This is a genomic window from Pseudomonas sp. BB438 (genome assembly GCF_057180225.1).
In genome coordinates this window covers 5,500,489-5,525,312 of sequence record NZ_CM170001.1, presented here as the reverse complement: position 1 = coordinate 5,525,312, position 24,824 = coordinate 5,500,489, and the positions used below count along the sequence as shown (strand labels likewise).

The following is a 24,824-nucleotide window of genomic DNA, read 5'->3' as shown; positions in this document are numbered from 1 at the left end:
AGCCAGGAAAGGAGAGTGCCATGCGTCAGTCCTCCGGTCCGCTCGTGCGTGCCCTTGCCTTGCTCTGTGGCGGCCTGCTGGCTTTCTCCGCCCAGGCGCGCATGCAGTCGATGGACGATGAAGAGCTGTCCGCCATCTCCGGCCAGGGCGCGATGCTCACCGTCGACGCCTCCACCTACCAGAACTACCAGTACACCCGGCTCAATTTCGGCGCTGACGTCAGCCTGCTGACCAACATCGACCAGTTGAGCCTGGGCAACTACAGCCGCACCGGCTCGACCACCGTGTCCGGCCAGCCGGCGGACATCCTGATCAACAACTTCGCCCTGGGCCGGGTGGACAACGCCAACACCCCGGATGCCAAGGTGGTGCCGTTCCAGATCCGCGACCCCTACGTCGAGTTCGCCTTCCAGACCAACAACGGCGTGCGCCAACTGGTGGGCGCGCGGGTCGGCTTCGGCAAGGCACAGGGCGATCTCTCCGGCGACATCCTGTCGATCACCGGCAACCTGCAGGGACAGATCTACGGTCCGGCCTCCATCGCCTACGACTACTACACCCGCAATGGCTGCCCGAACATCATCAACTGCCTGGCACTGGCCGTGGCCGGCGATACCCCGGTTTACGCCGACGTGGTGTTGCTCAAGGCCGGCACCGGCGAGGCCACCATCAACGGCCAGCCGATCAACCGTGCCGAACAGATCGGTATTGCCAAGGGCGATTCGCTGCACTCGGACGCCGGCGGTCTGATCGCCTCGCTGATTCCAACCCTGTCGACCACCAACAACTGCCAGGCGCTGGGCCTGACGACCTGCTTCGATCTGACCAACTACAAGACCATCTACATCGGCAAGCCGGGCTCCACCGACATCAATACCGGTGCGCAGGGCATCTTCTTCTCCCTGCAGAACCAGAATGTGCCCTGGCAGGACCTGGCCAACGCCGGCAATTTCGTCAACACCCAGTCCGGCGCCTTCGCCAACTTTCCCAAGGTGGGCAGCGGCGCGGACGCGGTCTACCCCATCCTGATCAACCTCTACGACGCCCTGCGCGGCCTGCCCCGGCAGTCCACCTGCATGGGTTCGCAAGCGGCGGGTTGCTGACATGGGATGGCGCGCAGCGGTATTTGCCTGCCTCGCCGGTAGCCTGGTGAGTCTGCCGGCGCTGGGCATGAAGGCACTGGATGACGATCAGTTGGAAGAGGTCAGCGGTGCGGGCCTGGGCTTCTTCATCGATGGCTTCAGCTACGACCAGGCGACTGCCACGTCGAAGATCACCGGCGTCAAGAACAGCGCCAACCAGGACGTTCAGGTGGACATCACCGGCGCCTACATCAAAGGTGCGGGCAGCCAGCGCGGTACCCTGGACACCAAGGCTTACCTGGGGACGCCAATGCACCCCTTCACCCTCGGCCCGGTGAAGTACAAGGCGGGGCTGAACATCCCGGCCAACCAGGAAGCGCTGCAACTGATGACGCCGACCTGGACCGACCCGATCAACGACACCCACAAATTCGGCCTCTGGTCCTACTACCAGGGCTGCCTGTATGGCGACGCTGGCTGCACCAACCCGAACCAGGCGACCACCAAGATCAACGGTGAGCTCAGCGCACTGAAGACCCAGCGTGACACGCTGCTGACCACTTATTCGAACAACATGGTGACGCTCAAGAGCGGCATCGACGCCGACATGGTGGTGGTCAACCAGCGCGAGGCGCAGGTAGACACGGCGCAAGCGACGCAGAAGACCAACTACAACAGCATGAACACCCGCTACAACGCCGCACCCGCGCAGGTCTGCGGACTGTGGTGCGTGGATCGCCCGTCGCTGGGGACCAAATACGATTGCGGCATCCTCGCCGCCTGTAACAACAACACCGCGGTGAAGAACTACAACGCCTCGGTGGATACCTACGACTCCAGCACCCAGGATCTCACCGCCGCGCAGCAGAACCTCAGCGCCGCCTGGAACGTCAGTCGCAACGGCGTCACCCTGAGCCAGCGCGCCAGCGACTACGACAAGTTCGTCCAGCTCTGCGGCGCGCAAGGCGGCAGCGCCACCACCTGCGTCAGCGGCACCATTTCTCGAACCGAGAAGAACGTCTCCACCGTTCAACTGGTGGCCGGCGCGATGCAGAATTCCTCCGGCACCCGCATCCAGGGCCTGGATATCGGCATCGCCACCAAGTTCACCTTGCCCAGCACCGCCTACAACAGCAACGGCAGTGCTGGAGCTACCACTACCCGTACCGACTTCTTCTCCATTGCGCTGGAGAACTTCACCCTCAACGGCTCCTACCTCAACCTATGGGGCGACGCCGCCGGGTTGAAGGCGTCCATGAGCCTGCAGATGTACGCTGACAAACTGATCATTGCCGGCTGCGAGAATTGCGCCGACACCAACAAGGTGGTGGCCAAGAACGTCTACTTCGACCTCAACCTGGGCGACGCCAATTACCAGCCGGCGACGCTCTCGGTGGCCAGCAACGGTGACCTGGTGCTCAGCGCGCCGGGCGTCACCTGGGCCAACCACGAGGCCTTCTACCAGAACGTGCAGAAGAGCAATATCAGCATCGGCAACCTGAATATCAGCGGTACCGACGTCGGTTCCCAGGCCATTCGTGGCCTGCGCATCGACTACCTGAACGTTCGCACCGTGAACCTGCCACGCTAGCCCATGAGGAGACTCGCCGTGAACACAACACGTCTTTCGAGCCGACTCCTGGCCCCTCTGTGCCTGATGATTGCTGCCTGCGCCCACGCAGAGATGCGTGGCCTGGACGACAGCGAAATGGCCGACGTCAGCGGCCAGGATGGCGTCAGCCTGAGCGTCAACTTCAACCTCGCCGCCAACACCGCCGATACCCGTTGTACGGGCGGCTGCGGTGCTCGCCTGGCGATCCAGCCGCTCAACAGCACCGGCTACATCGTGCTCGACAACATCAAGGGCAGCTTCAGTTTCGACGGCATGTCCATCGACATGGTGACCATCAACAACGGCTTCAATGGCGATGGCGCATTGTTCAACCGCCAGGCCATGAAGGTCGGCCTGACCAACGCCAGCGCCACCAACCTGCAGTTCACCCTGGGCGGCGCCAACCAGGGCAAGGTCTCGGGCAGCGGCCTGCAACAGACCAACCTGCTCACCTACCAGGCTACGGGCGCGGTCAAGCTCACCGGCAACGTCTACGTCTTCGGTACGCCGTAAGCGAAGCGGCGGGCTCTCCGCCCGCCGGCCTTTCCCCCCGGCGCGTTTCACGCGACAATCCCGCCTCGTCGTGTCGGCCTGCACCAGCAGGCACCACCCACAGGTAAACGCCCCTTGATCGAAGAAGCCCGTCGCCGCGCCTACCTAGGCGCCATGCAGGTCGCCAGTTGGCTGCCGCGCGTGGTGCTGCCGTTCGCCGCCCCGTCGCGCCCTGGGTTGCTGGAAACGCCCGCGCCCGTCGTCGTTGCCGAGCCCGTGACTGCTGCGCCCGCCGCTGCGGCGCGCGAGGCGGCCGCTCCTGCCGCTGTTCCCGCGGCAGCGCCGGTCACGGCCGGGGAGCCCGGTTCCATCGCCGCGCGCCTGCTGCCCAAGGTCGGCACCCAGGCCAAGCCGGCCGCTCCAGTCAAAGCCGACGCGACGGCCGAGGCGGACGCCGAACCGGTCGTTCGAGCGCCCGTCGCCCCACCGCCGCGCTTTGCGCTGCAACTGTTGCGCGCCGGCGAATGCATCCTGCTGGTCGAGCTGCCCACCGGCGAGCCGCTGGCCAGTCGTGATCCGGCCTACCTGCTGCTGAAAGACCTGCTGCGCGCCGCCGGCCTGCCGGACAGCCCGCAACTGATGGGCGAACCGGTGCGCTGGCCGCTGTTCTCCCGCGGCAACATGGACCAGGGCCCGCACGCCGCCCGCGAGTTCGTCCAGGGCTTCGTTGCCGCGCGGCTGGAGGAGGGCGCTCCGTGCGCCTGCCTGTGGCTGGTTGGCATGCCGGCCGTGCGCTTCGCCGGCGAAGGCGATGAAGAATCCCTGCTGCGCGAACTGCAGGTCGAAGGCCTGGGCGTCGCCTGGGCACTGCCGGGCCTGGAGCGCCTGGCCGAAGAACCTACATTGAAAGCCGATCTCTGGCGCGCCATGCGCCGTGTGCGGCAACGCTGGATGAGTCAGACACCTGCATGAGCGACGCCGTTTCTTTCCGCCCGATGACCGAGGCGGACCTCGATGCTGTACTCAAGATCGAATACGCCGCCTTCAGCCACCCCTGGACGCGCGGCACCTTCGCCGACGGCCTGAAGAGCTACGAATGCTGGGTGATGTTCGAAGGCTCCCAGCAGGTCGGCCACGGCGTGATCCAACTGATCCTCGATGAAGCGCACCTGCTCAACATCACCGTCAAGCCGGAAAGCCAGGGGCGCGGCCTGGGCCTGGCGCTGCTGGAGCACCTGATGAAGCGTGCCCACGAACGGGGCGGCGTGGAGTGCTTCCTGGAGGTCCGCGCTTCCAACGGGCCCGCCTATCGCCTCTACGAGCGCTATGGCTTCAACGAAATCGGCCGCCGCCGTGATTACTACCCGGCAGTCGGTGGCCGTGAAGACGCCCTGGTGATGGCCTGCACGCTGGTTGACTGACCAACCTGCCTGACGTCGCCGTCGACGCTAACGTGCAGGAGTAGGCCATGTTCGCAATCGTGGGTATGGCCAGCTCCTACAGGTTTGCTCCTTGCAGGAACTTCTGACGCCTCGATTTCCCCACAAATATTGAGAAATTTCCTGCTGATCGGGTTTTTCCGAGGGCGATTCCTGGCTTACCCTTAAGACCAATAACAACAAGAACATAAGGTCGCAAACATGAATCGCAGCGATGTGATCGTGGTGGGCGCCGGTATTTCGGGGCTGACCGCGGCCTGGCGTCTGGCGCAAGCCGGGCGGCGGGTCAAAGTGATCGAAGCCAACAAACGCGTCGGTGGGCGTACCCTCAACCATCGCTTTGCCAGCGGCGAAGTGGTCGAGGTGGGCGGCCAGTGGGTCGGCCCGACCCAGGAGCGCATTCTGTCCCTGCTGGCCGAGCTCAACCTGTCGACCTACCCGCAATGGAGCCGGGGCGATAACCTCACGCTGTTCGGCGGCAGACTCAGGCCTTATCGCGGCACCATTCCGAAGTTTCCCCCTCACGTTCTGATCGATGTCCTTCAGGCCCATGTTCGCCTGGATCGCATGGCCCGGGAAATTCCCCTGGGCGATCCCAGCCTGCACCCCAAGGCGCCCCAATGGGATAGCCTCACCTTCGCCGAATGGCTGCGGCGCAACGTGCGTACCGCGACCGGGCGCAAAGTCTTCGAGCTGATGTGTGGCGCGGTGTTCGCCGCCAGCCCCCATGACCTCTCGTTCCTCCATGTCCTCTTCTATATCCATGGCGGCACCAACCTCGACACCATTCTCGGCGTCGACGGCGGCGCACAGCAGGACCGCATCCTCGGCGGCTCCCAGCGAATCAGCGAGGCTCTGGCCGAACGCCTGGGGGACGTCCACACCGGCGAGCCAGTGCGCGCCGTGCGCCAGGACGGCAGCCGCGTCGAACTGGTGACCGACCGCGGCACGCACCAGGCCAGTCACGTCATTTTCGCCATCCCGCCGACCCAGCTGCTGCGCATCACCCAGGAACCGCTGCTGCCCAGTTGGCGCGACCAGCTCCTGCAACGGCTGCCCCAAGGCGCGGTGATCAAGTGCATGGCGCTCTACGACACCCCCTTCTGGCGCGACAAGGGCCTTTCCGGCCAGGCCACCAGCGAGACCGGCCCGGTACGCCTGACCTTCGACAACAGCGTCCCCGACTCCGGGCGCGGTGTGCTGCTGGGCTTCATCGAAGGCGACGAGGCGCGGCAATGGAATGCCCGCCCCGCCGGCGACCGCCGCGGCCAGGTACTCGACTGCTTCGCCCGCTATTTCGGTGAACAGGCACTCCAGCCGATGGATTACGTGGACAAGTCCTGGGCCGAGGAACCCTTCGCGCGGGGCTGCTATGCCGCGTTATTCCCGCCGGGGCTGTGGAGCAGCGGCGCGGCGCGCCTGCGTGAACCCTACGGGCGCCTGCACTTCGCCGGCACCGAAACGGCGACGCGCTGGATGGGCTATTTCGACGGGGCCGTGGAGGCTGGGGAGCGCGCCGCGCGGGAAGTGCTCGGTGCGCGGGAAGATCACGGGGAGGAAGACTATGTGCGACACCTTGGTATTGCGTAGCGGTGGGGCCACCTGGTTCGCCAAGAACAGTGACCGCGAGCCCGCCGAAGCGCAACGCCTGATCCGCCTGGACGCCGTGCGTGGCGACAGCGCGGCCTCGGTGCGCACCAGCTACCTGCAGATCCCCCAGACTGCCAACCGCCATGGCGTGATCCTCAGCCAGCCGGCCTGGCTGTGGGGCGCCGAGATGGGCGTCAACGACCAGGGCGTGGCCATCGGCAACGAAGCCGTGTTCACCCGGCTAACCCAGCGCGACGGTGAGGCCCTGCTCGGTATGGACCTGCTGCGCCTGGGGCTGGAGCGCGGCGGCAGCGCCCGTGAGGCCCTGGCTGTGATCACCGAGTTGCTGGAGCGCCACGGCCAGGGCGGCCCGGCCGGCTACCGCAACAAGCGCATGCGCTACGACAACAGCTACCTGATCGCCGATCGCGACGAAGCCTGGGTGCTGGAAACCGCCGGGCGCCTGTGGGCGGCGAAGAAGGTCGGGCGCTGGGCCATCTCCAACGCCCTGAGCCTCGGCCACGAGTACGACCTCGCCAGCCCCAACCTGGAAACCCAGGCGCGCCGCTTCGGTTGCTGGAATGGACGCGGCGACTTCCACTTCGCCCGCGCTTTCGACGGCCGCGTGTTGCCCTGGGTGGCTGGCGCCCACCAGCGCCGCCAGCTCAACGAAGACTTCCTTGCCCACTGCCCGGCCCAGGTCGACTGGCTGGCGCTGGTGGTCGCCCTGCGCAGCCACGGGCATCGAGGTCATCGCTTCAACTTGCATGACAACCGGCAGATCTGCCTGCACGCCGGCAGCTTCTGGCGTCCCTCGCAAACCACCGCCAGCCTCATCGCTCGGCTCGACGGCGGGTCCCCTCGGCTGGCTGCCACGGGGACTTCCGCACCGTGCCTGTCGATATTCCAGCCGCTGGGCTTCGAGGAGCGCGCCGGGGAAGGGCTGCTAAGCCGCGAAAGTGACGCCGTGGAGAATTCGCTCTGGTGGCGCTTCGAAACCGTGCACCAGCGCGCCCTGGCCGATCCCGGGTTTGCCGATGCACTGCGCGCCGGCCACGGTTGGCTGGAAACCGAGTTGCTCAGTGCGCTGGATCGGCGCACGCTGGATTGGTCGCGCCTCGCCGCCGAGGGCCAAGCCTGGCACGACGCCTGGCACCAATTGGCGCTGCAGCAGGCTCCGCGCCCGCCGCGCTGGTGGCGGTTGAACGCTGTGCGCTGATGCGGCTTGTCAGCCGTGCCCGCGCTGCGTAAGGTGCCGCCAGCCAAATGATGAGGAGCCGGACATGAGCGATCTGCAGGAGCTGTTCGACAACAACGCCCGCTGGGCCGAAGCCATCAAGCAGGAAGACCCCGACTTCTTCGCCAAACTGGCCCGCCAGCAGACCCCCGACTACCTGTGGATTGGCTGTTCCGATGCACGCGTGCCGTCCAACCAGATCGTCGGCCTGCTGCCCGGCGATCTGTTCGTCCACCGTAACGTCGCCAACGTCGTACTGCACACCGACCTCAACTGCCTGTCGGTCATCCAGTTCGCCGTCGACGTGCTCAAGGTGAAGCACATCCTGGTCACCGGCCACTACGGCTGCGGTGGCGTGCGTGCCGCCCTGCACCACACCCAGCTCGGCCTGATCGACGGCTGGCTGCGCACCATCCGCGACCTCGCCTACGAATACCGCGACCATCTCGCGCAGTTCGAGAAAGAAGAGGAGCGCGTCGATCGCCTCTGCGAGCTCAACGTCATCCAGCAGGTCGCCAACGTCAGCCACACCAGCATCGTCCAGAACGCCTGGCACCGTGGCCAGAAGATCTCCGTGCACGGCTGCATCTACGGCATCAAGGACGGCATCTGGAAGGACCTCAACGTCACCGTCAGCGGCCTCGACCAACTGCCGCCGCAATACCGCCTGCGCCCGCTCGGCCAGCCTTGAGCCGGCGCCTGTGTGTCATCCCCGGTGATGGCATCGGCCGAGAGGTGGTGCCCGTCGCGGTGGAGGTGCTGCAACGCCTGCTGCCCGACCTGCAGGTAGAGGAAGCCGAAGCCGGTTGGGATTGCTTCCAGCGCCACAGCACTTCCGTTCCCGACGGGACCTTCGAACGCCTGCGCGCCTGTGGTGCCGGGCTGTTCGGCGCGGTTTCCTCGCCCAGCCACAGGGTCGAGGGCTATCGCAGCGCCATCCTCAGCCTGCGCCAGGCGCTGGCGCTGAACCTCAACCTGCGACCCGTGCGCTCGCGCCCGGTGGTCTCGCCCCGCGCCGGCATCGATCTGCTGGTCCTCCGGGAAAACAGCGAAGGCCTGTACAGCGGCCGTGAGCATTGGGAAGCCGAAGGCGTCGCCATCGCGGAGCGAGTCATCAGCCGCCCTGCCTGTGAACGCCTTGCCGCTGGCGCGGCAGAGCTGGCCCGCCTGCGTAGCGCCCGACGCATCACCCTCGTGCACAAGGCCAACGTCCTGCCGCTCACCTGTGGCCTGTTCCGCGACACCTGCCGCGACCGGCTGGCCGAAGATGGCTGGAGCGACGTGCTCGACGAGCGCCTGGTCGACGTTGCCGCCCTGCAACTGGTCGAGCGCCCGGAAGCCTTCGATTTGATCGTCACCACCAACCTCTTCGGCGACATCCTCTCCGACCTCGCCAGCCACTGGGGTGGTGGCCTCGGCCTGGCGCCCTCGATCAACCTCGGCGCCGGCATCGCCCTGGCCGAGCCTGTTCACGGCAGCGCTCCCGATATCGTTGGCAGTGGCCGTGCCAACCCGCTCGCAGCGATCCTCAGCGCCGGAATGCTGTTGCGGCATTACTGGCAACTGCCGGAGCTGGCGGAGCGGATCGATGGGGCGGTGGATGCATTCTTGCACGAGGAGGGAAGTGTGGATTTCGGGAGCGAGACGACGCGCGTGATTGGGCGGGGCGTATTGGAGCGGCTGGGCTAAACATCGCATCGCCAAGTACGCTCAGCGGTGCTAGCGTTCTCTATCCTTCAAGGCATCACTGAGCGCGCATGACGCTGCTGATACTCGCCCTGGCACTCTTCGTTCCGCCGATGCTGCTGTTCAGGCAGGCTTCACGTCTCACCTGGCCAGTGCGTTATCTGTTCGCCGTCGTACCGGCAGCCTATACCGGTGTCGGCTGGCAACTGGGCTCCTGGGGTTATGCCCACGCCAACTGCCAGGGTGGGGCGAAGTACCTGCACGATTGCCTGGCGGCGGGCACGGATATCACCGCCTGGGTCGGCCACGGTCTGTTCCTGATGATTCCTTTCCTGTTCATCGGCGCACCGCTGTCGTTGTGGTTTCTGATCGACATTGCCGCCAAGCACATCGGCCAGTTCCGTTCGGCGCAATGATATTTCCGGGCCTACCGGCGAACTAAGCTCAGAAGACCACTCTCCCCTAGGTGTCCGGCATGTGCGGACGTTACGTCAGCCCTGAAGAGGCTGCCATCGAACGCTATTGGCACCTCGGCGCGCGCACGCCGCCGCGCTGGCTGGAGGCTTGCTACAACGTCGCCCCGACCATGACCGTGCCCATCCTGCGGCAGGATGAAGGTGGCCAGCTCGAACTGCTGCCGGCGCGCTGGGGCCTGATCCCGACCTGGTGGAAGGAGCCCACGCCGCCGCGCCATTCCTTCAACGCCCGCAGTGAGGAGGCTGCTAGTAAACCCCTTTGGCGTCAGGCCCTGGGCAGCACCCGCTGCCTGATGCCCGCGCTGGGCTGGTACGAGTGGAACGAGAAGGAATCCGCGCGCAACCCTGCCGGCCGGCAGGTCCACCAGCCGTACTTCATCCACTGCCCAACCGACCCCATCATTGCCATCGCCGGTCTTTACTCCCTGTGGATAACCCCACAGGGAGACTCCCTTCTTTCCTGCGCCCTGCTAACCAAACCTGCCGCGCCGAGCATCGAGCCAATCCACCATCGCATGCCTGTGGTGCTGGCACCGGAGAACTTCGGGGAATGGTTATCCACCGCTACCCGCAATGATGCGCTGCGCGATTTGATTCACCATGCGCGGCAAGACTTTGCGGGGCATCGAGTGTCGTTGCGGGTGAATGACGCGAGGAATGATTCGATTGAGTTGGTCGAGAAGACCGAATAAAGCGACAAGCCTGTTTTTCGCAGACAGAAGAAAACGGACTGCATTCGGAATAGGTGGCGTGGCTACCTGTCGGTGATCTTCTCCGAGCTGATCCACCTCGGCTCTTGGCACAAGGCCAACCCGCTGGCCAACGTCCGGCAGATCAAGACCGATCAGGTCGAGCTGACCTTCCTCACCCTGGATCAGGTCGCCAAGCTCCTCGAGGAGTGCAAGGCCAGCACGAACAACCACACGTACCCGGTCACTCTCCTGTGTCTCGCTACAGGTGCCCGCTGGGAAGAGGCCGAGAGCATCGCCCGTGGGGCTGTGCATGGGGGAAAGGTCCACTACCACCGAACCAAGAACCGGCAGAGCCGTTCAGTACCGATTCCGGCCGAGCTGGAGCAACTGATGTTCACGGTGGGCATGCCAGGAACCGGCCGCCTATTCATGTCGTGCCGTGCCGCCTTTCGCTGCGCCTATGAGCGCTGTGGATTCGATACACCCGGCCAGCTGACCCACATCCTCCGCCACACCTTCGCGAGTCATTACATGATGGGAGGAGGGGACATCCTCACGCTTCAGCGGATCCTCGGGCATTCTTCGATCACGATCACGATCACGATCACGATCACGATCACGATGCGGTATGCGCACCTATCGCCGGGGCATTTGGAGTCGGCTATGCGACTTTCACCGATTGCACAAGCCAGAATCACGCTAGTAAATGAGCACTAGTTGCGGAACTCATTGCCCCCTCAGCTAGGGACGGAGTAGTACCGCTATCAAGATGTATTGATAAGTCTGAGATTGCTATGCACTTTGGGGGCGGAAACCCAAAGTTGCGATAGATTACACCGCGCGTATCAGGGGTTTCCCCCTGATACGGCTTGGCAGAGCTTTACTCCGAAACATCACTCCATCAATAGTCTGGCTATTCCTCAAGACCCAAGACACGGATAGCCAGGAAGCCTGTCTTGCAGCGTACCAAGAAGCATTTTCCCTTTTGACTTTCTATTTCAAGGTCGCCAACAAAATAATCAGCACTACCTTCGGTCAGTTCGGTGACCGCTTCCATGATATACCAGACTGCTAATCCGACATTGTCTTGACCGTTCTGGTTTGAGACAGGGATGGATTTAGAGAAAAGCTGTTTTAGTGCATCGCTGAGCACAGAGCTATTTTCGCTCTTGATTACGTTTCTGAACGACATCAGCGGGATCTCTGACAATGCTTCATCAGTGGCATTTAGCCTCACAAAGGATCCGGCAAGATCGTTTTCTTCTAGATTGCAAAGCTGCGCATTGGCAGAGTGGCGTTGCGGGTCCGCACCGAATCGAGTCAGCGCGAATAGCATGCCATCGATCCAGCCAGCAGCTTCGCTGTCTCTCACTCCAAAGTCACTTTCTAACGGCATTGCGAGGGATCTCCACACCATTGGCGATAAAGATTTTCAAATTTCTCCAGCTTATCCGACAAAATTTTAATTCGTTTTACGTGGTTCACATAATTGCTCGTGCCGCTTTCTGCGGGATTTAGGTCTCCCTTACGCCACTGGATCGTCTCACGAAGCTTGCGAATAATCTCAGCAAGGACTGCGCAGCGATCATTGCCTGGGGGAGGGGCGTCAGCAGGGATTCGCAAGATTTCTGCTTCTTCCTCATGCGACACCGGGTTTGGTGTAGTTTGCCGACCTCTCTCGGCTCGCTGGCGGGAGGTTTCGTGAAGCTGCTCGCGTGTTAGGCGGGAGCGATCCAGTGTGCCGTTGTTTTCCGCTTCGCTTCCCGATTGGCCTTGGAAAGAAATATAGGCGCCGGAGGAGCCGACAGCAGCACCGATTGCGACAGTGCCGCCGAAGCCCCCAATCGAAGCGCCTCGGAGGCCAAAGAGGTCGATGCGTGTATTGGGATTGGCTGAGACATAGCCGTAGGTGTTCAGGCCTGCGTCGAGGCCAACTGGGTCAGATTCAACGTACCGACCAGTGTCTGGGTCGTAATCTCGGAAATAGTTATAGTGCAGGCCACTTTCTGAGTCGAAGTACTGCCCTGGAAAGCGCAGATTCACTACCGTCTGTTGCCCGCTCCCCAGTGGATCCTGATTCGGCACGCCGTTTCCGAAGGCATCGGACTGCCACTGCCAAACAAGATCCCGAGTCTCTGAGGTCGCCAGTCGCGGGGTATCTAGATGGTCGCTGTGCAGATAAATCACGCGTGCTGCGGCGCTACCCTGCTTTTCAACCTTGGCCAGTCAGTTACTCCGGCTATGTCATGGTGGGTGCAGACAAAGCCTCCTGTAACTTCTCGGTGGCCTGGCCCAGCACAACGGTTGCTGCCTCGCAGGGTTTGACCCGCGTAGGTGATGGCTGCGCTCAGGGCAGTGAGTACAACCCGGCAACCGCTGCCTGCGAGATCCAGCGCCCGAGCGACGCCGAGTGCAAGACCCGCGACAAGTACACCAAAGCCGTGCAGTTCGTCTTCACCGATGGCGGCGCGGTGCTCGACCTCGATCCGGAAATCAAAGACGGCTGCATCTACGAACCCGGCTCGCCAGAGAACTGCAACGACAACGTCTGCACCGTCGATATGAACCCGGTCGGCAACGACGACATGTCGGATAACCCGGACAACCCTGACCAGCAGTTGCAGGACTACCTCGACCAGCTCGCCAAGCAGTTCAAGTGCGAGAAGACCGCCAACGGCACGGTCGGCTGCACTGGCGCGCAAACCACTCCTCCCGATATCGACCCCGACGACAAATGCCCGGATGGCTATTCGTGGTCCGGCACCGCCTGCTTCCCCACCACGGGCGGCGGTAACGAAAACCCCGACAACCCCGGCGGCAATACCGGCGGCGGTGATGGCGGCGACGGCGGCACCGGTCCGGGCACGGGCAACGGCGACGGCGGTGGCTCAACGGGTGGTGGCACGGGCGGCGGGGATGGCGGCACCAACGGCGGCGACGGCCCCAAAGAATCCCTTGTACAGCCCAAGCAAGGTAGCTGGGACGAAGCCCTGGAGACATGGTCCGGCAAGGTCGAGGAAGCCAAAAAGGAGTTCTCCGAGAAGATCAAAGAGAACGCCGACCAGCTGAAGGGTGTGTTCGATCTGAACCTTGGCGAAGGCGGCGGCAAGCTCCCCTGCGACACCTTCGTGGTCTGGAAAAAGACCGTCAGCCTCTGCTTCACCGAGTACGAGGAAAAGCTCTCCTACCTGCGCTACGCGCTGATGTTCATGGCATCGGTGTTGGCGGCGTTCGTCATTCTGAAGGAGTGACCATCATGGAATGGCTATCCAGCTTCTTTGACCAAATCGTCCTGTTCCTCCAGTGGATCTGGGACTTCCTCACGCAAGGGATTTACGACTTCATCAAGGACGGCTTCGTGGTCGCCACCCAGTGGGCCATGTACAGCGCGCTCCAGTCGTTCCTCTTCCTGCTCGATGTCAGCTACACCGTCGCCCGCGAGCTGATCGACAGCCTCGGCGTCTCCAACATGGTCCGCTCCATGTACGCCACGCTCCCCGGTCCGCTGGCGGCGGCGCTGCAGTTCCTCGGCGTACCGCAGGCCCTGAACATCATGTTCTCCGCCCTGGCCACGCGCTTCTGTATGCGCTTCGTTCCGTTCATAGGGAGGTGAGTCATGTCGATCAAGATTCACCACGGCCCGAACGGCTCGTACAAAACCTCCGGCGCGATTCAGGACGATGCCGTCCCTGCGCTCAAGGACGGCCGCGTCATCATCACCAACGTCCGGGGTTTCACCCTGGAACGGGCCTACACCGTGTTCCCCGATCTGCCCAACACCGCGCAGATCATCAACCTCGATCTGGAGTCGCTGGCCGACCTCGAAAAGATGCGCACGTGGTTTCAGTGGGCACCGCGGGGCGCGTTCCTGATCTTCGACGAAACCCAGCTGCTGTTCCCCAAGTCCTGGCGCGAGCGTGACCTAGAGAAGTTCGACTTCCCCGGCGGCCCCGAGGCAGCACACGAAGCGGATCGGCCCATGGGCTGGCTGGATGCCTGGACCCGGCACCGCCACTTCAACTGGGACATCGTCCTGACTACGCCGAACATCAGCTACATCCGCGACGACATCCGTATGACCTGCGAGATGGCCTACAAGCATTCCAACCTCGCCGTCATCGGCATCCCCGGCCGGTACAAGGAGGCCCAGCATGACGCCCAGCTCAACCGACCACCCGCTGACGGCACCATCGTCGAATACAAGCGAATCAAAAAGCAGACCTTCCGCCTCTACCAGTCCACCGCCACCGGCAAGACCCAGGACACCAAAGCCGGCAAGAGTCTCTTCCGGTCGCCTAAGTTGGTTCTTCTACTGGCACTGCTGGCCGGCACTATTGGCTTTGTCAGCTATATGGGACCTCTCAAGGTCGTCGGTGGCGGGGCTCAGCAAAAGCCTGATCCAGCCGATCCTCAGCCGGCTGGCTCGGCTCATCCTCAAGGGCCTGCTGTACCTGCTCAAGCGCCTGTTGCTGCGAATCGCGCTCTTTATGCTGGTGCTGTTCTTGGCCAATCAGGTGTTCCGACTCTTCCACTAGCTGAGCATCCCTTCGCGGGCCGGCAGATCGCCGTGGCGGCCCGCGTGAAAGGGCTGGTGAAGGGCATGCAGCGCGAGATGTACATGTTCGTCATCACTGACTCAGAAGGGCGGCGACTGATGCTCAACTCATGGCAGATGGGCGAGTCCGGCTACGGCGTAAAGGCCCGCTCCGAATGCGTCGCCGAACTCACATACGGCGAGTACCACGAAACCATCGTGTGCGCCGGGGCCTTTCCCAGGCCGGCGCAGATGCCTGCCACAGCGCCCGCAATGGCCGCTACCGCACCCCCAGCCCCTGCACAACCCAACCTCACCATCGTCCCCGACTCCGAATACCCCGCACGCCCCTGGAGGACCCAATGACCCTGCACGGCCTGATCAACGCCCTTGGGCTGCTCGCACTCGCGTATGCGCTCGGCTTTCTCACCGCCCTGCAGGTGATGCAGCCAGTGGCGGCGTTCCCGTTTTGAGTCGGCGAGCCGCGCCGCCGGCCGGGAGCGCCAGGCACGAGCGGTAGGCCGAAGGCGCGGCCGACGACCCTGTAACACGTCGGATAGCTAACGAGTAAGCACCTCAATAAACCTCATTGAAGGTACGAAAGAATGAAAAAGGCAGTTCACCCCCTCCGCCTGATCCTCAAGGAGACCGGGGATTTTTATGAGTCGTCCGAAGGACGGATTTTCATGGACCCGAGCAACGGCAGATTCGCCGACCTGTCGGGTGTGCGCCTGCTGCGCTGTGGCGTCGATACCGTGCGGCAGCTGTACAACGGCATGATTCGCCCGGAAGTGGTGGCGCTGTTCGATGAGCCCGAGGATCTCGTCAACTTCGCCGGCTACAAGTGGGCCAAGGGCCGTATCGGTCGGGACTCGGGCTACCAGTACCGCCTGCAGAATGCCGACATGGGGCTGATCCTGCTGATCAAGAACCACAACGTGAAGCTGGAGAACATCGGCCCGCACCTCAAGATTGAAGTATCGCCACACGCCCTGGATGGTGCCGATCCGAAGATCCTGCAAGGCGTAATGGATGATCTCGCCGCTGGCGTGCTCTCGGCCTGCGAAGTGAACCAGTGCGCCGTCCACATCGCCCTGGACGTGCAGGGCTGGACCCCACCCGTGGACTTCGTGGACCGCATGCATTGTCGGTCCCGGCGTGTTCGCCAGATCAGCGGCAACCACGAGCAACGCTACCTGTCGGCCATCTTCTCCGAGCTTATCCGCCTCGGTTCCTGGCACAAGGCAAACCCACTCGCCAATGTCCGGCAGATCAAGACCGATCAGGTCGAGCTGACGTTCCTCTCCCTGGATCAGGTCGCCCAACTCCTCGAGGAGTGTAAGGCCAGCATGAACAACCACACGTACCCGGTCGCTCTCCTGTGCCTCGCTACAGGTGCCCGCTGGGAAGAGGCCGAGAGCATCGCCCGTGGGGCCGTGCATGGGGGAAAGGTCAACTACCACCGGACCAAAGCCGCTCAGTGCCGATCCCGGCTGAGCTGGAGCAGCTGATGTTCAAGGTGGGCATACCCGGAACTGGCCGCCTTTTCATGTCCTGCCGTGCTGCCTTCCGTTGCGCCTATGAGCGCTGTGGGTTCGATACGCCGGGGCAACTGACCCATATCCTCCGTCACACCTTCGCGAGCCATTACATGATGGGAGGAGGGGACATCCTCACGCTTCAGCGGATCCTGGGGCATTCCTCGATCACGATGACCATGCGGTATGCGCACTTGTCGCCGGGGCATCTGGAGTCGGCTATGCGCCTATCACCGAGAGCGCAGCTCGAAAAGCTGGACTCTTGGGCGAGAGAGTGGGGCGATGGGCTTGGCAGCCGCATTCATGCGCGCTTTGCTGCTGTTGGTGGTATCGACTCCACGGAGAGCTGATAAGAGTCTATTCAAAAGTGTCTTTAAAGGTGCTAATTTGGATGCTCGTTTGTGACAAGAGTGAGCGTTGTAGCGCTCAGGAGTTTATATGGCACACGCCGTTTTAGCGGACGTAGCAGCCTCCATCACCGAGCTGAAGAAAGACCCAATGGGAACCATTGAGGCCGGGCACGGTAAACCCGTCGTGATCCTTAATCGCAACGCGCCGGCATTCTATGCAGTGCCGCCGGATGTGTACGAACAAATGCTGGAAGCATTGGACGATGCCTTCCTGGCAAGAATCGTTAGGGAACGTAGCGACGAGCCATCGCGGGAAATTACGTTGGATGACCTCTAGATCAGCAAGTGAGCCACTGAAGTACAAGCTGAGAATCAAGGACAGCGCGGAGAAGGAGTGGCTGAAGCTACCGATCCCGATCCGCGACTCCTTCAGGAAGAAGCTAGCAGAGCGCCTCATCAACCCCAGGGTTGAGAAGGACAAGCTGTCCGGCATGAAGGACTGCTACAAGATCAAGCTGAAGGACGTCGGCTACCGGCTCGTCTACAGAGTGGACGACGGGCAACTGGTGATCGAAGTGATTGCGGCAGGGAAGAGGGAGCGCGGGGAAGCTTATTCGGCAGCGAAGAAGCGGCTCTGACTTGGCGGTAGACGGGATGTAGTCGGTTTGTAGTCTGCCGGCCAAAACAAAAAAGGGTTAGCTTGCGCTAACCCTTTGTTTTGTATGGTGGCTACACCGGGACTTGAACCTGGGACATCAGCATTATGAATGCTGCGCTCTAACCGACTGAGCTATGTAGCCGAGTGGCGCGCATTTTCCGCAGATCGAGGGGGGGTGTCAACCCCTTTTCTTGAATATTTTTCTGATCTATCAATCGTTTAGCCGGTCGGGCGGGATTTTCGCGATGAGCGGCGGGGTAGGGCGCCCTAGAAAAAAGCCCCGGCGGGTGGCCGGGGCTTTTAGGGTATCGCTGGCGCTTAGACGTTGAAGCGGAAGTGCATCACGTCGCCGTCCTTGACGATGTATTCCTTGCCTTCCAGGCGCCATTTGCCGGCTTCCTTCGCGCCCTGTTCGCCTTTGAACTGGATGAAGTCGTCGTAGGCGACGACTTCGGCGCGGATGAAGCCTTTTTCGAAGTCGGTGTGGATCACGGCGGCGGCCTGCGGGGCGGTGGCGCCGACGCGGACGGTCCAGGCGCGGACTTCCTTCACGCCAGCGGTGAAGTAGGTCTGCAGGTGCAGCAGTTCGTAGCCGGCGCGGATCACACGGTTCAGGCCAGGCTCTTCGAGGCCGAGGGATTCGAGGAACATGTCCTTCTCTTCGCCATCGTCCAGTTCGGCGATCTCGGCTTCGATCTTGTTGCACACCGGTACGACCATGGCGCCTTCTTCTTCGGCGATGGCACGGACGACGTCCAGGTGCGGGTTGCTCTCGAAGCCGTCTTCGGCGACGTTGGCGATGTACATGACCGGCTTGCTGGTCAGCAGGTGGAAGCCGCGCACGACGCGCTTCTCGTCATCGCCCATGTTTTTCATCAGCGAGCGGGCAGGTTTGCCTTCGGTGAAGTGGGGGATGAGCTTTTCCAGCAGGGCTTTCTGGACCAGAGCGTCCTTGTCGCCGCCCTTGGCGTTGCGCGCGACCTTCTGCAGTTGCTTCTCGCAGCTGTCGAGGTCGGCGAAGATCAGCTCAAGGTCGATGATCTCGATGTCACGCTTGGGGTCGACGCTGTTGGAGACGTGGATGACATTCTCGTCTTCGAAACAGCGCACGACATGGGCGATGGCGTCGGTCTCGCGGATGTTGGCGAGGAACTTGTTGCCCAGGCCTTCACCCTTGGACGCGCCTGCGACCAGGCCGGCGATGTCGACAAACTCCATGGTGGTCGGGATCACACGCTCGGGCTTGACGATCTCGGCCAGCGCATCGAGGCGGGCGTCGGGCATCGGTACGATGCCGCTGTTCGGCTCGATGGTGCAGAAGGGGAAGTTTTCCGCCGCGATGCCGGATTTGGTCAGGGCGTTGAACAGGGTGGACTTGCCGACGTTGGGCAGGCCTACGATGCCGCAATTGAATCCCATGCTAGGTCCCTCGCGCCAAGTGGCGGAAATTGAGGTGTGATCAGGCCTTCTGGCTGTGCAGCTTCTGCATCGCGCGGGTCCAGTCCCCGTCGAGCATTTCCGGCAGCACGCCAAGGGCGGAGTCGATGCTGGTGTCGAGCAATTCCTGCTCGGAGCGCGGGGCGCGGCCGAGGACGAAGCCGGAGACCAGGCTGCTGTGCCCCGGATGGCCGATGCCAAGCCGCAGGCGATGGAAATCGTTCTGGTTGCCGAGCTGGGCGATGATGTCGCGCAGTCCGTTGTGCCCGCCGTGTCCGCCGCCCTTCTTGAGCTTGGCGACGCCGGGTGGCATGTCGAGTTCGTCGTGGGCCACCAGGATGGCTTCGACCGGAATGCGGAAGAATCCGGCGAGCGCCGCCACGGCCTGGCCGCTGCGGTTCATGTAGGTGGTGGGGATGAGCAGACGAACGTCGCGGCCCTTGTGGCTGAACTTGCCGACCAGACCGAAGTATTTCTTGTCGAGAGACAGGTTTGCGCGCTGCGCGTCCGCCAGTCGCTCAACGAAAAGGGCCCCCGCGTTATGCCGGGTCTGGTCGTATTCAGGGCCTGGATTTCCCAGGCCAACGATCAGTTGTACGGCAGTCACGACGGGGGCCCCTTCCTTAAAGGCAATGGTGCGCGCGATTACTCGGCAGCAGCTTCGCCTTCACCTTCTTCTTTCACTACGCGGGAAGCGTGGATGTTGGCGACGGCCAGGTCGTTACCATGGGCCAGTTGCACCAGCTCTACGCCTTTCGGCAGTTTCAGGTCGGACAGGTGAACGATCTGGCCCAGTTCGACTTTGGCCAGGTCGACTTCGATGAATTCCGGCAGGTCTTTCGGCAGGCAGGAAACTTCGACTTCAGCGATCACGTGGGAGATCTCGCCGCCACCAACCTTGACGCCAACAGCAGTGGCTTCGTTGATGAAGTGCAGCGGTACGTGAGCGGACAGTTTCTGGCCGGCAACGACGCGCTGGAAGTCAGCGTGCATGACGAAACCCTTGGACGGGTGACGCTGCAGGGCCTTGATCAGTACGGTTTCCTTGGCGGAACCGACGTTCAGGGTAATCACGTGGCTGAAGGCAGCCTCGTTTTCCAGCAGCTTGGAAATTTCACGCAGTTCCAGGGTCAGGGATTGCGGCGCTTTCTCGCCACCGTAGACCACGGCCGGGATCAGGCCGGCGTTACGACGCAGGCGGCGGCTCGCACCTTTCCCCAGGTCGGAACGCTCTTGTGCATTCAGTACAAAATCAACCATTTCACACTCTCCAAAATGACAAGATCGCCCGGACGCTTGCGACCAGCGTTCGGGCGATTTTGCTGATGCCCCGTCGACGTGATGGGGCGCTTTACGTCAGCGCTGTTCCGCCTTAGCGGAACATGGCGCTGATCGATTCTTCATTGCTGATGCGGCGCATGGCCTCGGCGACAACTGGAGCGATGTCCAGCTGGCGGATGCGGCCACAGGCTTGTGCAGCAGCGGACAGCGGGATGGTGTTGGTCACCACCAGCTCGTCCAGTACGGAATTCTCGATGTTCTCGATGGCGCGGCCGGACAGCACCGGGTGGGTGCAGTAGGCGATGACCTTGGCGGCGCCGTGCTCTTTCAGAGCCTTGGCGGCGTGGCCGAGGGTGCCCGCGGTATCGACCATGTCGTCGACCAGCACGCAGGTACGGCCTTCGACATCACCGATGATGTGCATGACTTCGGACTGGTTGGCCTTCGGGCGACGTTTGTCGATGATGGCCAGGTCGACACCCAGGGATTTGGCGACGGCGCGAGCACGCACCACACCGCCGATGTCCGGGGAGACGATCATCAGGTTCTCGAAGCGCTGGTCTTCGATGTCGTCGACCAGTACGGGCGAGCCGTAGATGTTGTCGACGGGGATATCGAAGAAGCCCTGGATCTGGTCGGCGTGCAGGTCAACGGTGAGAACGCGGTTGACGCCTACGACAGTCAGCATGTCGGCAACGACTTTGGCGCTGATGGCCACGCGGGCGGAACGCGGGCGGCGATCCTGGCGGGCATAACCGAAGTAGGGGATGACGGCCGTGATACGAGTCGCCGAGGAGCGGCGGAAGGCATCGGCCATCACTACCAGTTCCATCAGGTTGTCGTTGGTCGGTGCGCAGGTCGGTTGAATCAGGAAGACGTCCTTACCACGAACGTTTTCGTTGATCTCAACGCTGATTTCGCCGTCGGAGAATTTACCGACAGAAACGTCACCGAGGGGGATGTGCAGCTGCCGTACGACACGGCGTGCCAGATCGGGGTTGGCGTTCCCCGTGAAAACCATCATTTTGGACACGCTGCGGTACCTGTGTCGGCTTGAGGGTAGGCCCGGTTGAGCCAGAAGAAAAATGGCAGGGGCGGCTGGATTCGAACCAACGCATGGCAGGATCAAAACCTGCTGCCTTACCGCTTGGCGACGCCCCTGTAGCTTACAACTTGCGGAGCAATGTGTTCGTTGATGCTGTACGTAAACCCTGTGGGTTAATGGCAGGGGCGGCTGGATTCGAACCAACGCATGGCAGGATCAAAACCTGCTGCCTTACCGCTTGGCGACGCCCCTGTATCGTACAACCGATTACATTGCTTTCTTCTCAGTCCAGATTTTGCAGCGTTCGGCGCAACATCGAGATGTTACGCCCCTGTGCAACAAAACTTGGCAGAGTGGCCGGAAGTTGGCGGCGAACTTTATCAGCATCGCCCTTGTTTGGGAAGCTCCCAAATACACAAGCTCCGGTGCCGGTCAATCTCGCTTCGGTAAATTTACCTAGCTGGATCAGTGCGTTACGTACATCCGGGTAACGCTTCTCGACGACCGGCTGGCAGTCGTTATGACCGTCCACCCCGAGAAGGCTGCGAACTTTAATGGGCGGAGTATCCCGTGTCAACTCGGGATCGGAGAAAACTTCTGCTGTGGAGACAAAGACTTGCGGCACGACGACGAGGAACCAGGGTTCGTCGAGTTCCACGGGCGTGAGTCGCTCGCCGACGCCTTCAGCAAAGGCAGCCCGGCCGCGCACGAACACCGGTATGTCCGCACCCAGGCTCAGGCCCAGTGCGGCAAGGCGGTCTTCGTCCCAGCCCAGTTGCCACAGGTGGTTGAGCGCGAGCAGGGTGGTTGCCGCGTCGGAGCTGCCCCCGCCGATCCCGCCGCCCATGGGGAGCCGCTTGTCCAGCCAGATGTCGGCGCCCAGCGTGGCGCCTGATTGTTCCTGCAGGCGGTGTGCCGCTTTGACGATCAGGTTGCTGTCGTGGGGAACGCCGTCAATCTCGGTATTCAGGCGGATATCGCCGTCCTCTCGCACGGCGAATTGCAGCTCGTCGCCGTGGTCGAGGAATTGGAAGAGGGTCTGCAGTTCGTGGTAGCCGTCGGCGCGGCGACCGGTGATGTGCAGGAACAGGTTGAGCTTGGCCGGTGCCGGCAGGGTCAGGCGGTCCTGCATGGCGTCACTGCTGGCCGGCGCCGAGTTGGCGCGGCTGCCAGGATTTCACCACCAGGGTGACGTCCAGGTCCTGGCCGTGCAGCTTCAGGCGTTCGGGCAGCCAGTAGCCGTCCTGCTCGCTGTAGCGGGTATATTCCACGTCCCAGCCGTCCTGTTGCAGCTTGGCCAGATGGCTGTCGCCGTCCAGGGTCAGGCGGCTCTTGCTGTCCGGCGCGGGCAGGCCGCGAATCCACCAGAGCAGATGGGAGACCGGCAGGCGCCAGCCCATCTGCTGTTCCAGCAGTTCTTCGGGGGAGGCGGCTTCGTAGCGGCCTTGCCCGGCGACTTCCAGGGTCACCGCGCCTTCGCGCCCGGTCAGGCGGGCGGCGCCGCGGCCGAGCGGGCCGGACAGGCGGATATCGTAGTAGTCCTGGCGTTGCAGCCAGAACAGGGTGCCGCTGCCGGAGTCCTTGGGGGCGCGGATGCCGACCTTGCCATCGATCTGCCAGCCGTCGAGGGTGGCGATGCGCGCCTTGTGGGCATTCCAGGCGCTGGCGTTGCCCTGGCCTTCCAGGGCTTCGTGGGTGCCGAAGCTGGAGCAGCCGGCGAGCAGGGCAAGCGCGGCGGCGCCGATCAGGTGACGTAAACGCATAAATCAGAGGGTTCCGGAGCCGGTCAGGCGCAGCATGGTGTCGCGCAGGACGGCGCTGTCGGGCTGGCTCTGCAGGGCGGTGGCCCAGACCTTGCGGGCTTCGCTCTGCTTGCCCTGGGCCCAGAGCACTTCGCCCAGGTGCGCGGCCACTTCGTGGTCGGGGAAGCGTTCCAGCGCCTTGCGCAGGTAGGTTTCCGCTTCGCTGAGGTTGCCCAGGCGGTAATTCACCCAGCCCAGGCTGTCGAGGATCGCGGGGTCGTCCGGGTTCAGCGAGTGGGCCTTCTGGATCAGGTCGCGGGCTTCGCTGTAGCGGGTCGTGCGATCGGCCAGGGTGTAGCCCAGCGCGTTGAGCGCCATGGCGTTGTCCGGCTCGCGCTGGATGATCAGCCGCAGGTCCTGTTCCATCTGTGCCAGATCGTTGCGTTTCTCGGCGAGCATGGAGCGGGTGTAGAGCAGGTTGAGATCATCCGGGAACTGCTTGAGGCCCTGCTGGATGACGGCCCAGGCCCGGTCCACCTGGTCGCGGTTGGACAGGCCCTCGGCCTCGATCAGGTACAGCTGGATGGCGTAGTCCGGTTGGCGGTCGCGGGTTTCGGCGAGGCGGCGCGCGGCATCGTCATAGCGCTTCTGGTCCAGCAGGATCTCGGTCGAGCGCAACTGGGCGGGGAGGAAGTCGTTTCCCGGGCCGACCAGGGCGTATTCCTTGAGGGCGGTTTCCGGGTCCTTCTGCTCCTCGGCCAGGCGACCCAGGTTGAAGTGGGCGGAGTCGACATGGCTGTCGCGCTCGACCAGCTCCTGCAGGTAGACCTTGGCCTCGTCCCAGGCCTGGGCTTCGAGGCAGACCAGCGCCAGAGAGAAGCGCAGGTCGTCGTCATCGGGGAACTGCTCGACCAAGGCGGAGAACTCGGCCTTGGCGTCTTCCAGGCGGTTCTGCTCCACCAGCAGGCGGGCGTAGGCGAGGTGGACGCGCTTGTCGTCCGGGTGTTCCTTGATTCCGGCCTTGAGCAGCGGCAACGCCTCATCGCTGCGCTTCATGCTCTGCAGCAGGCGGGCGCGCAGCAGCAGTGGAGCGACATCGTGCTTGCTGGCGGAATTGTCCTCCAGCAGATGCAGGGCTTCCTGCGGGCGGCCGTCCTGTTGCAGCAGCAGGGCCTTGCCGAAGAGCAGCTGGCCGTTGTCCGGGTACTTCTTCAACAGGCGGTCGAAGCTCTGCAGCAGGCCGGCGCGGGTATCGGGGTCGGTCTCGGCGGCGGACAGCGCGAGGAAGTCGAAATGGGTGTCGCCCTGGCCGTTGAGGACTTTCTCCATGTACACCATGGATTCGTCGTACTGGCCGGTACGTGCCAGCTGGATGGCAGCGGCGCGCTGGGCGTCGAGATTGTCCGGCGCGGCCTTGGCCCAGATCAGCGAGGTGTCCAGGGCTTCCTGGTCGGCGCCCAGGTATTCGGCGATGCGGAAGGCGCGTTCGGCGACGCCCGGATCACGGGTCTCCTTGGCCTGCTCGACGTAATTGGCGAGGGCGATGTCGAAGCGGTTGCGCTGCCCGGCAATCTCGGCGGTCAGCAGCGAGAACAGGGTGTCTTCGCTGAAGGAGCCGTACTTCTGATCTTTCTGAGCAGCCGCGGCCTTGTCCTTCTCCACGGAAGCACTGTCGGAATTTTTGTGTGTAAGAGACTGGCAGCCGCCGAGCAGCAGCAGAGCAGTCAGCAGCGCAAGAGACTTGTTCATAGAGGAAGGACGAGGGCCTGACCTGCGAAATGGGACCATCATGACATAAGGAAAGTGCCAATCCCATGGGCAAGCGCCCGTAACGGGCCTGTATACGATTTGCAGTGTGCGATCCGTCGCGGGTGGTTGTCCTTCACAAGGCTAAGTAGGACAATTGCGGGCTTTCCGATCAGCTCAGCGATTC

At 62.9% G+C, this 24,824-nt stretch carries 25 protein-coding genes, 3 tRNA genes and 2 pseudogenes; 18 read left to right on the top strand and 12 right to left on the bottom strand.

The annotated features are described in order from the left end of the window. The first annotated feature begins 20 nt into the window (after window positions 1–20). The 12 genes and pseudogenes from AC1ZV1_RS25520 to AC1ZV1_RS25465 form a co-directional block, all read left to right on the top strand. Window positions 21–1,103 (top strand): hypothetical protein, encoded by a 1,083-nt coding sequence (locus AC1ZV1_RS25520; RefSeq protein ID WP_484294192.1) that lies wholly within the window; start codon window positions 21–23, stop codon window positions 1,101–1,103. A 1-nt stretch (window position 1,104) separates the two neighbouring features. After that, the gene (locus AC1ZV1_RS25515) at window positions 1,105–2,673 is read left to right on the top strand and encodes a hypothetical protein (RefSeq protein WP_484294191.1); all 1,569 of its coding nucleotides are present in this window, start codon (window positions 1,105–1,107) and stop codon (window positions 2,671–2,673) included. A 66-nt stretch (window positions 2,674–2,739) separates the two neighbouring features. Further along, window positions 2,740–3,207, top strand: a complete 468-nt coding sequence (locus AC1ZV1_RS25510) for a DUF6160 family protein (RefSeq protein WP_484297639.1) — start codon at window positions 2,740–2,742, stop codon at window positions 3,205–3,207. 114 nt (window positions 3,208–3,321) lie between these two features. After that, window positions 3,322–4,158, top strand: a complete 837-nt coding sequence (locus tag AC1ZV1_RS25505; protein WP_484294190.1) for an energy transducer TonB — start codon at window positions 3,322–3,324, stop codon at window positions 4,156–4,158. Then, entirely contained in the window at window positions 4,155–4,607 is a 453-nt protein-coding gene (rimI, locus tag AC1ZV1_RS25500) for a ribosomal protein S18-alanine N-acetyltransferase (RefSeq protein ID WP_024766615.1), read from the top strand. The genes AC1ZV1_RS25505 and rimI overlap by 4 nt, the downstream gene beginning before the upstream one ends. Before the next feature lie 219 nt (window positions 4,608–4,826). Continuing rightward, entirely contained in the window at window positions 4,827–6,215 is a 1,389-nt protein-coding gene (locus AC1ZV1_RS25495; protein WP_484294189.1) for a flavin monoamine oxidase family protein, read from the top strand. Then, a complete protein-coding gene (locus tag AC1ZV1_RS25490; RefSeq protein WP_484294188.1) occupies window positions 6,190–7,434 on the top strand; it encodes a C69 family dipeptidase in 1,245 nt (414 codons plus the stop codon). The genes AC1ZV1_RS25495 and AC1ZV1_RS25490 overlap by 26 nt, the downstream gene beginning before the upstream one ends. A 64-nt stretch (window positions 7,435–7,498) precedes the next feature. Then, complete coding sequence (can, locus tag AC1ZV1_RS25485; protein ID WP_484294187.1) at window positions 7,499–8,143, top strand: carbonate dehydratase; 645 nt, start codon at window positions 7,499–7,501, stop codon at window positions 8,141–8,143. Then, window positions 8,140–9,141 carry an isocitrate/isopropylmalate dehydrogenase family protein gene (locus AC1ZV1_RS25480; RefSeq protein ID WP_484294186.1) on the top strand — a complete coding sequence of 334 codons (1,002 nt, stop codon included), beginning with the start codon at window positions 8,140–8,142 and terminating at the stop codon, window positions 9,139–9,141. The genes can and AC1ZV1_RS25480 overlap by 4 nt, the downstream gene beginning before the upstream one ends. A gap of 68 nt (window positions 9,142–9,209) precedes the next feature. Then, window positions 9,210–9,554 (top strand): hypothetical protein, encoded by a 345-nt coding sequence (locus AC1ZV1_RS25475; RefSeq protein WP_484294185.1) that lies wholly within the window; start codon window positions 9,210–9,212, stop codon window positions 9,552–9,554. A 59-nt stretch (window positions 9,555–9,613) separates the two neighbouring features. Beyond that, window positions 9,614–10,306 carry an SOS response-associated peptidase gene (locus AC1ZV1_RS25470; protein WP_484294184.1) on the top strand — a complete coding sequence of 231 codons (693 nt, stop codon included), beginning with the start codon at window positions 9,614–9,616 and terminating at the stop codon, window positions 10,304–10,306. Between the two features lie 48 nt (window positions 10,307–10,354). After that, window positions 10,355–11,023 (top strand): annotated as a pseudogene (locus tag AC1ZV1_RS25465) (tyrosine-type recombinase/integrase); the annotation flags it as partial. A gap of 196 nt (window positions 11,024–11,219) precedes the next feature. On the opposite strand, the gene AC1ZV1_RS25460 reads toward AC1ZV1_RS25465, so the two are convergent. Together AC1ZV1_RS25460 and AC1ZV1_RS25455 are read right to left on the bottom strand one after the other, a co-directional pair. Beyond that, on the bottom strand, window positions 11,220–11,702 hold the full coding sequence (locus AC1ZV1_RS25460; protein ID WP_484294183.1) for a hypothetical protein: 483 nt from the start codon (window positions 11,700–11,702) through the stop codon (window positions 11,220–11,222). Continuing rightward, window positions 11,693–12,493, bottom strand: a complete 801-nt coding sequence (locus tag AC1ZV1_RS25455; RefSeq protein ID WP_484294182.1) for an RHS repeat domain-containing protein — start codon at window positions 12,491–12,493, stop codon at window positions 11,693–11,695. The genes AC1ZV1_RS25460 and AC1ZV1_RS25455 overlap by 10 nt, the downstream gene beginning before the upstream one ends. Before the next feature lie 2 nt (window positions 12,494–12,495). On the opposite strand from AC1ZV1_RS25455, the gene AC1ZV1_RS25450 reads away from it, so the two are divergent. The 6 genes and pseudogenes from AC1ZV1_RS25450 (at window position 12,496) to AC1ZV1_RS25425 (ending at window position 17,366) form a co-directional block, all read left to right on the top strand. Continuing rightward, the gene (locus AC1ZV1_RS25450; RefSeq protein ID WP_484294181.1) at window positions 12,496–13,557 is read left to right on the top strand and encodes a hypothetical protein; all 1,062 of its coding nucleotides are present in this window, start codon (window positions 12,496–12,498) and stop codon (window positions 13,555–13,557) included. 5 nt (window positions 13,558–13,562) lie between these two features. Then, a complete protein-coding gene (locus AC1ZV1_RS25445; RefSeq protein WP_081520099.1) occupies window positions 13,563–13,919 on the top strand; it encodes a DUF2523 family protein in 357 nt (118 codons plus the stop codon). Between the two features lie 3 nt (window positions 13,920–13,922). Next, window positions 13,923–15,206 (top strand): zonular occludens toxin domain-containing protein, encoded by a 1,284-nt coding sequence (locus AC1ZV1_RS25440; protein WP_484294180.1) that lies wholly within the window; start codon window positions 13,923–13,925, stop codon window positions 15,204–15,206. Between the two features lie 239 nt (window positions 15,207–15,445). Continuing rightward, window positions 15,446–16,728, top strand: a pseudogene (locus AC1ZV1_RS25435) (phage integrase). Between the two features lie 88 nt (window positions 16,729–16,816). Further along, complete coding sequence (locus AC1ZV1_RS25430; RefSeq protein ID WP_484294179.1) at window positions 16,817–17,065, top strand: type II toxin-antitoxin system Phd/YefM family antitoxin; 249 nt, start codon at window positions 16,817–16,819, stop codon at window positions 17,063–17,065. Beyond that, window positions 17,055–17,366 carry a type II toxin-antitoxin system RelE family toxin gene (locus AC1ZV1_RS25425; protein WP_484294178.1) on the top strand — a complete coding sequence of 104 codons (312 nt, stop codon included), beginning with the start codon at window positions 17,055–17,057 and terminating at the stop codon, window positions 17,364–17,366. The genes AC1ZV1_RS25430 and AC1ZV1_RS25425 overlap by 11 nt, the downstream gene beginning before the upstream one ends. Before the next feature lie 85 nt (window positions 17,367–17,451). Here AC1ZV1_RS25425 and AC1ZV1_RS25420 read toward each other — a convergent pair. The 10 genes from AC1ZV1_RS25420 to AC1ZV1_RS25375 form a co-directional block, all read right to left on the bottom strand. After that, window positions 17,452–17,528, bottom strand: a tRNA-Met gene (locus tag AC1ZV1_RS25420). Window positions 17,529–17,704: 176 nt separating this feature from the next. After that, complete coding sequence (ychF, locus tag AC1ZV1_RS25415) at window positions 17,705–18,805, bottom strand: redox-regulated ATPase YchF (RefSeq protein WP_484294177.1); 1,101 nt, start codon at window positions 18,803–18,805, stop codon at window positions 17,705–17,707. Window positions 18,806–18,845: 40 nt separating this feature from the next. Beyond that, window positions 18,846–19,430, bottom strand: coding sequence for an aminoacyl-tRNA hydrolase (gene pth, locus AC1ZV1_RS25410; protein WP_484294176.1), 585 nt, complete (start codon window positions 19,428–19,430; stop codon window positions 18,846–18,848). A 38-nt stretch (window positions 19,431–19,468) separates the two neighbouring features. Beyond that, window positions 19,469–20,083 (bottom strand): 50S ribosomal protein L25/general stress protein Ctc, encoded by a 615-nt coding sequence (locus AC1ZV1_RS25405; protein ID WP_484294175.1) that lies wholly within the window; start codon window positions 20,081–20,083, stop codon window positions 19,469–19,471. A gap of 112 nt (window positions 20,084–20,195) precedes the next feature. Then, complete coding sequence (locus tag AC1ZV1_RS25400) at window positions 20,196–21,137, bottom strand: ribose-phosphate pyrophosphokinase (protein WP_015478849.1); 942 nt, start codon at window positions 21,135–21,137, stop codon at window positions 20,196–20,198. Window positions 21,138–21,190: 53 nt separating this feature from the next. After that, window positions 21,191–21,265: transfer RNA gene (locus tag AC1ZV1_RS25395), tRNA-Gln, on the bottom strand. Between the two features lie 61 nt (window positions 21,266–21,326). Continuing rightward, a tRNA-Gln gene (locus AC1ZV1_RS25390) sits at window positions 21,327–21,401 on the bottom strand. Between the two features lie 31 nt (window positions 21,402–21,432). Beyond that, the gene (gene ispE / locus AC1ZV1_RS25385) at window positions 21,433–22,281 is read right to left on the bottom strand and encodes a 4-(cytidine 5'-diphospho)-2-C-methyl-D-erythritol kinase (protein ID WP_484294174.1); all 849 of its coding nucleotides are present in this window, start codon (window positions 22,279–22,281) and stop codon (window positions 21,433–21,435) included. Between the two features lie 4 nt (window positions 22,282–22,285). Then, window positions 22,286–22,912, bottom strand: coding sequence for a lipoprotein insertase outer membrane protein LolB (gene lolB / locus AC1ZV1_RS25380; protein ID WP_484294173.1), 627 nt, complete (start codon window positions 22,910–22,912; stop codon window positions 22,286–22,288). Window positions 22,913–22,915: 3 nt separating this feature from the next. Then, window positions 22,916–24,682, bottom strand: a complete 1,767-nt coding sequence (locus tag AC1ZV1_RS25375; RefSeq protein ID WP_484294172.1) for a tetratricopeptide repeat protein — start codon at window positions 24,680–24,682, stop codon at window positions 22,916–22,918. Window positions 24,683–24,824 lie beyond the last annotated feature (142 nt).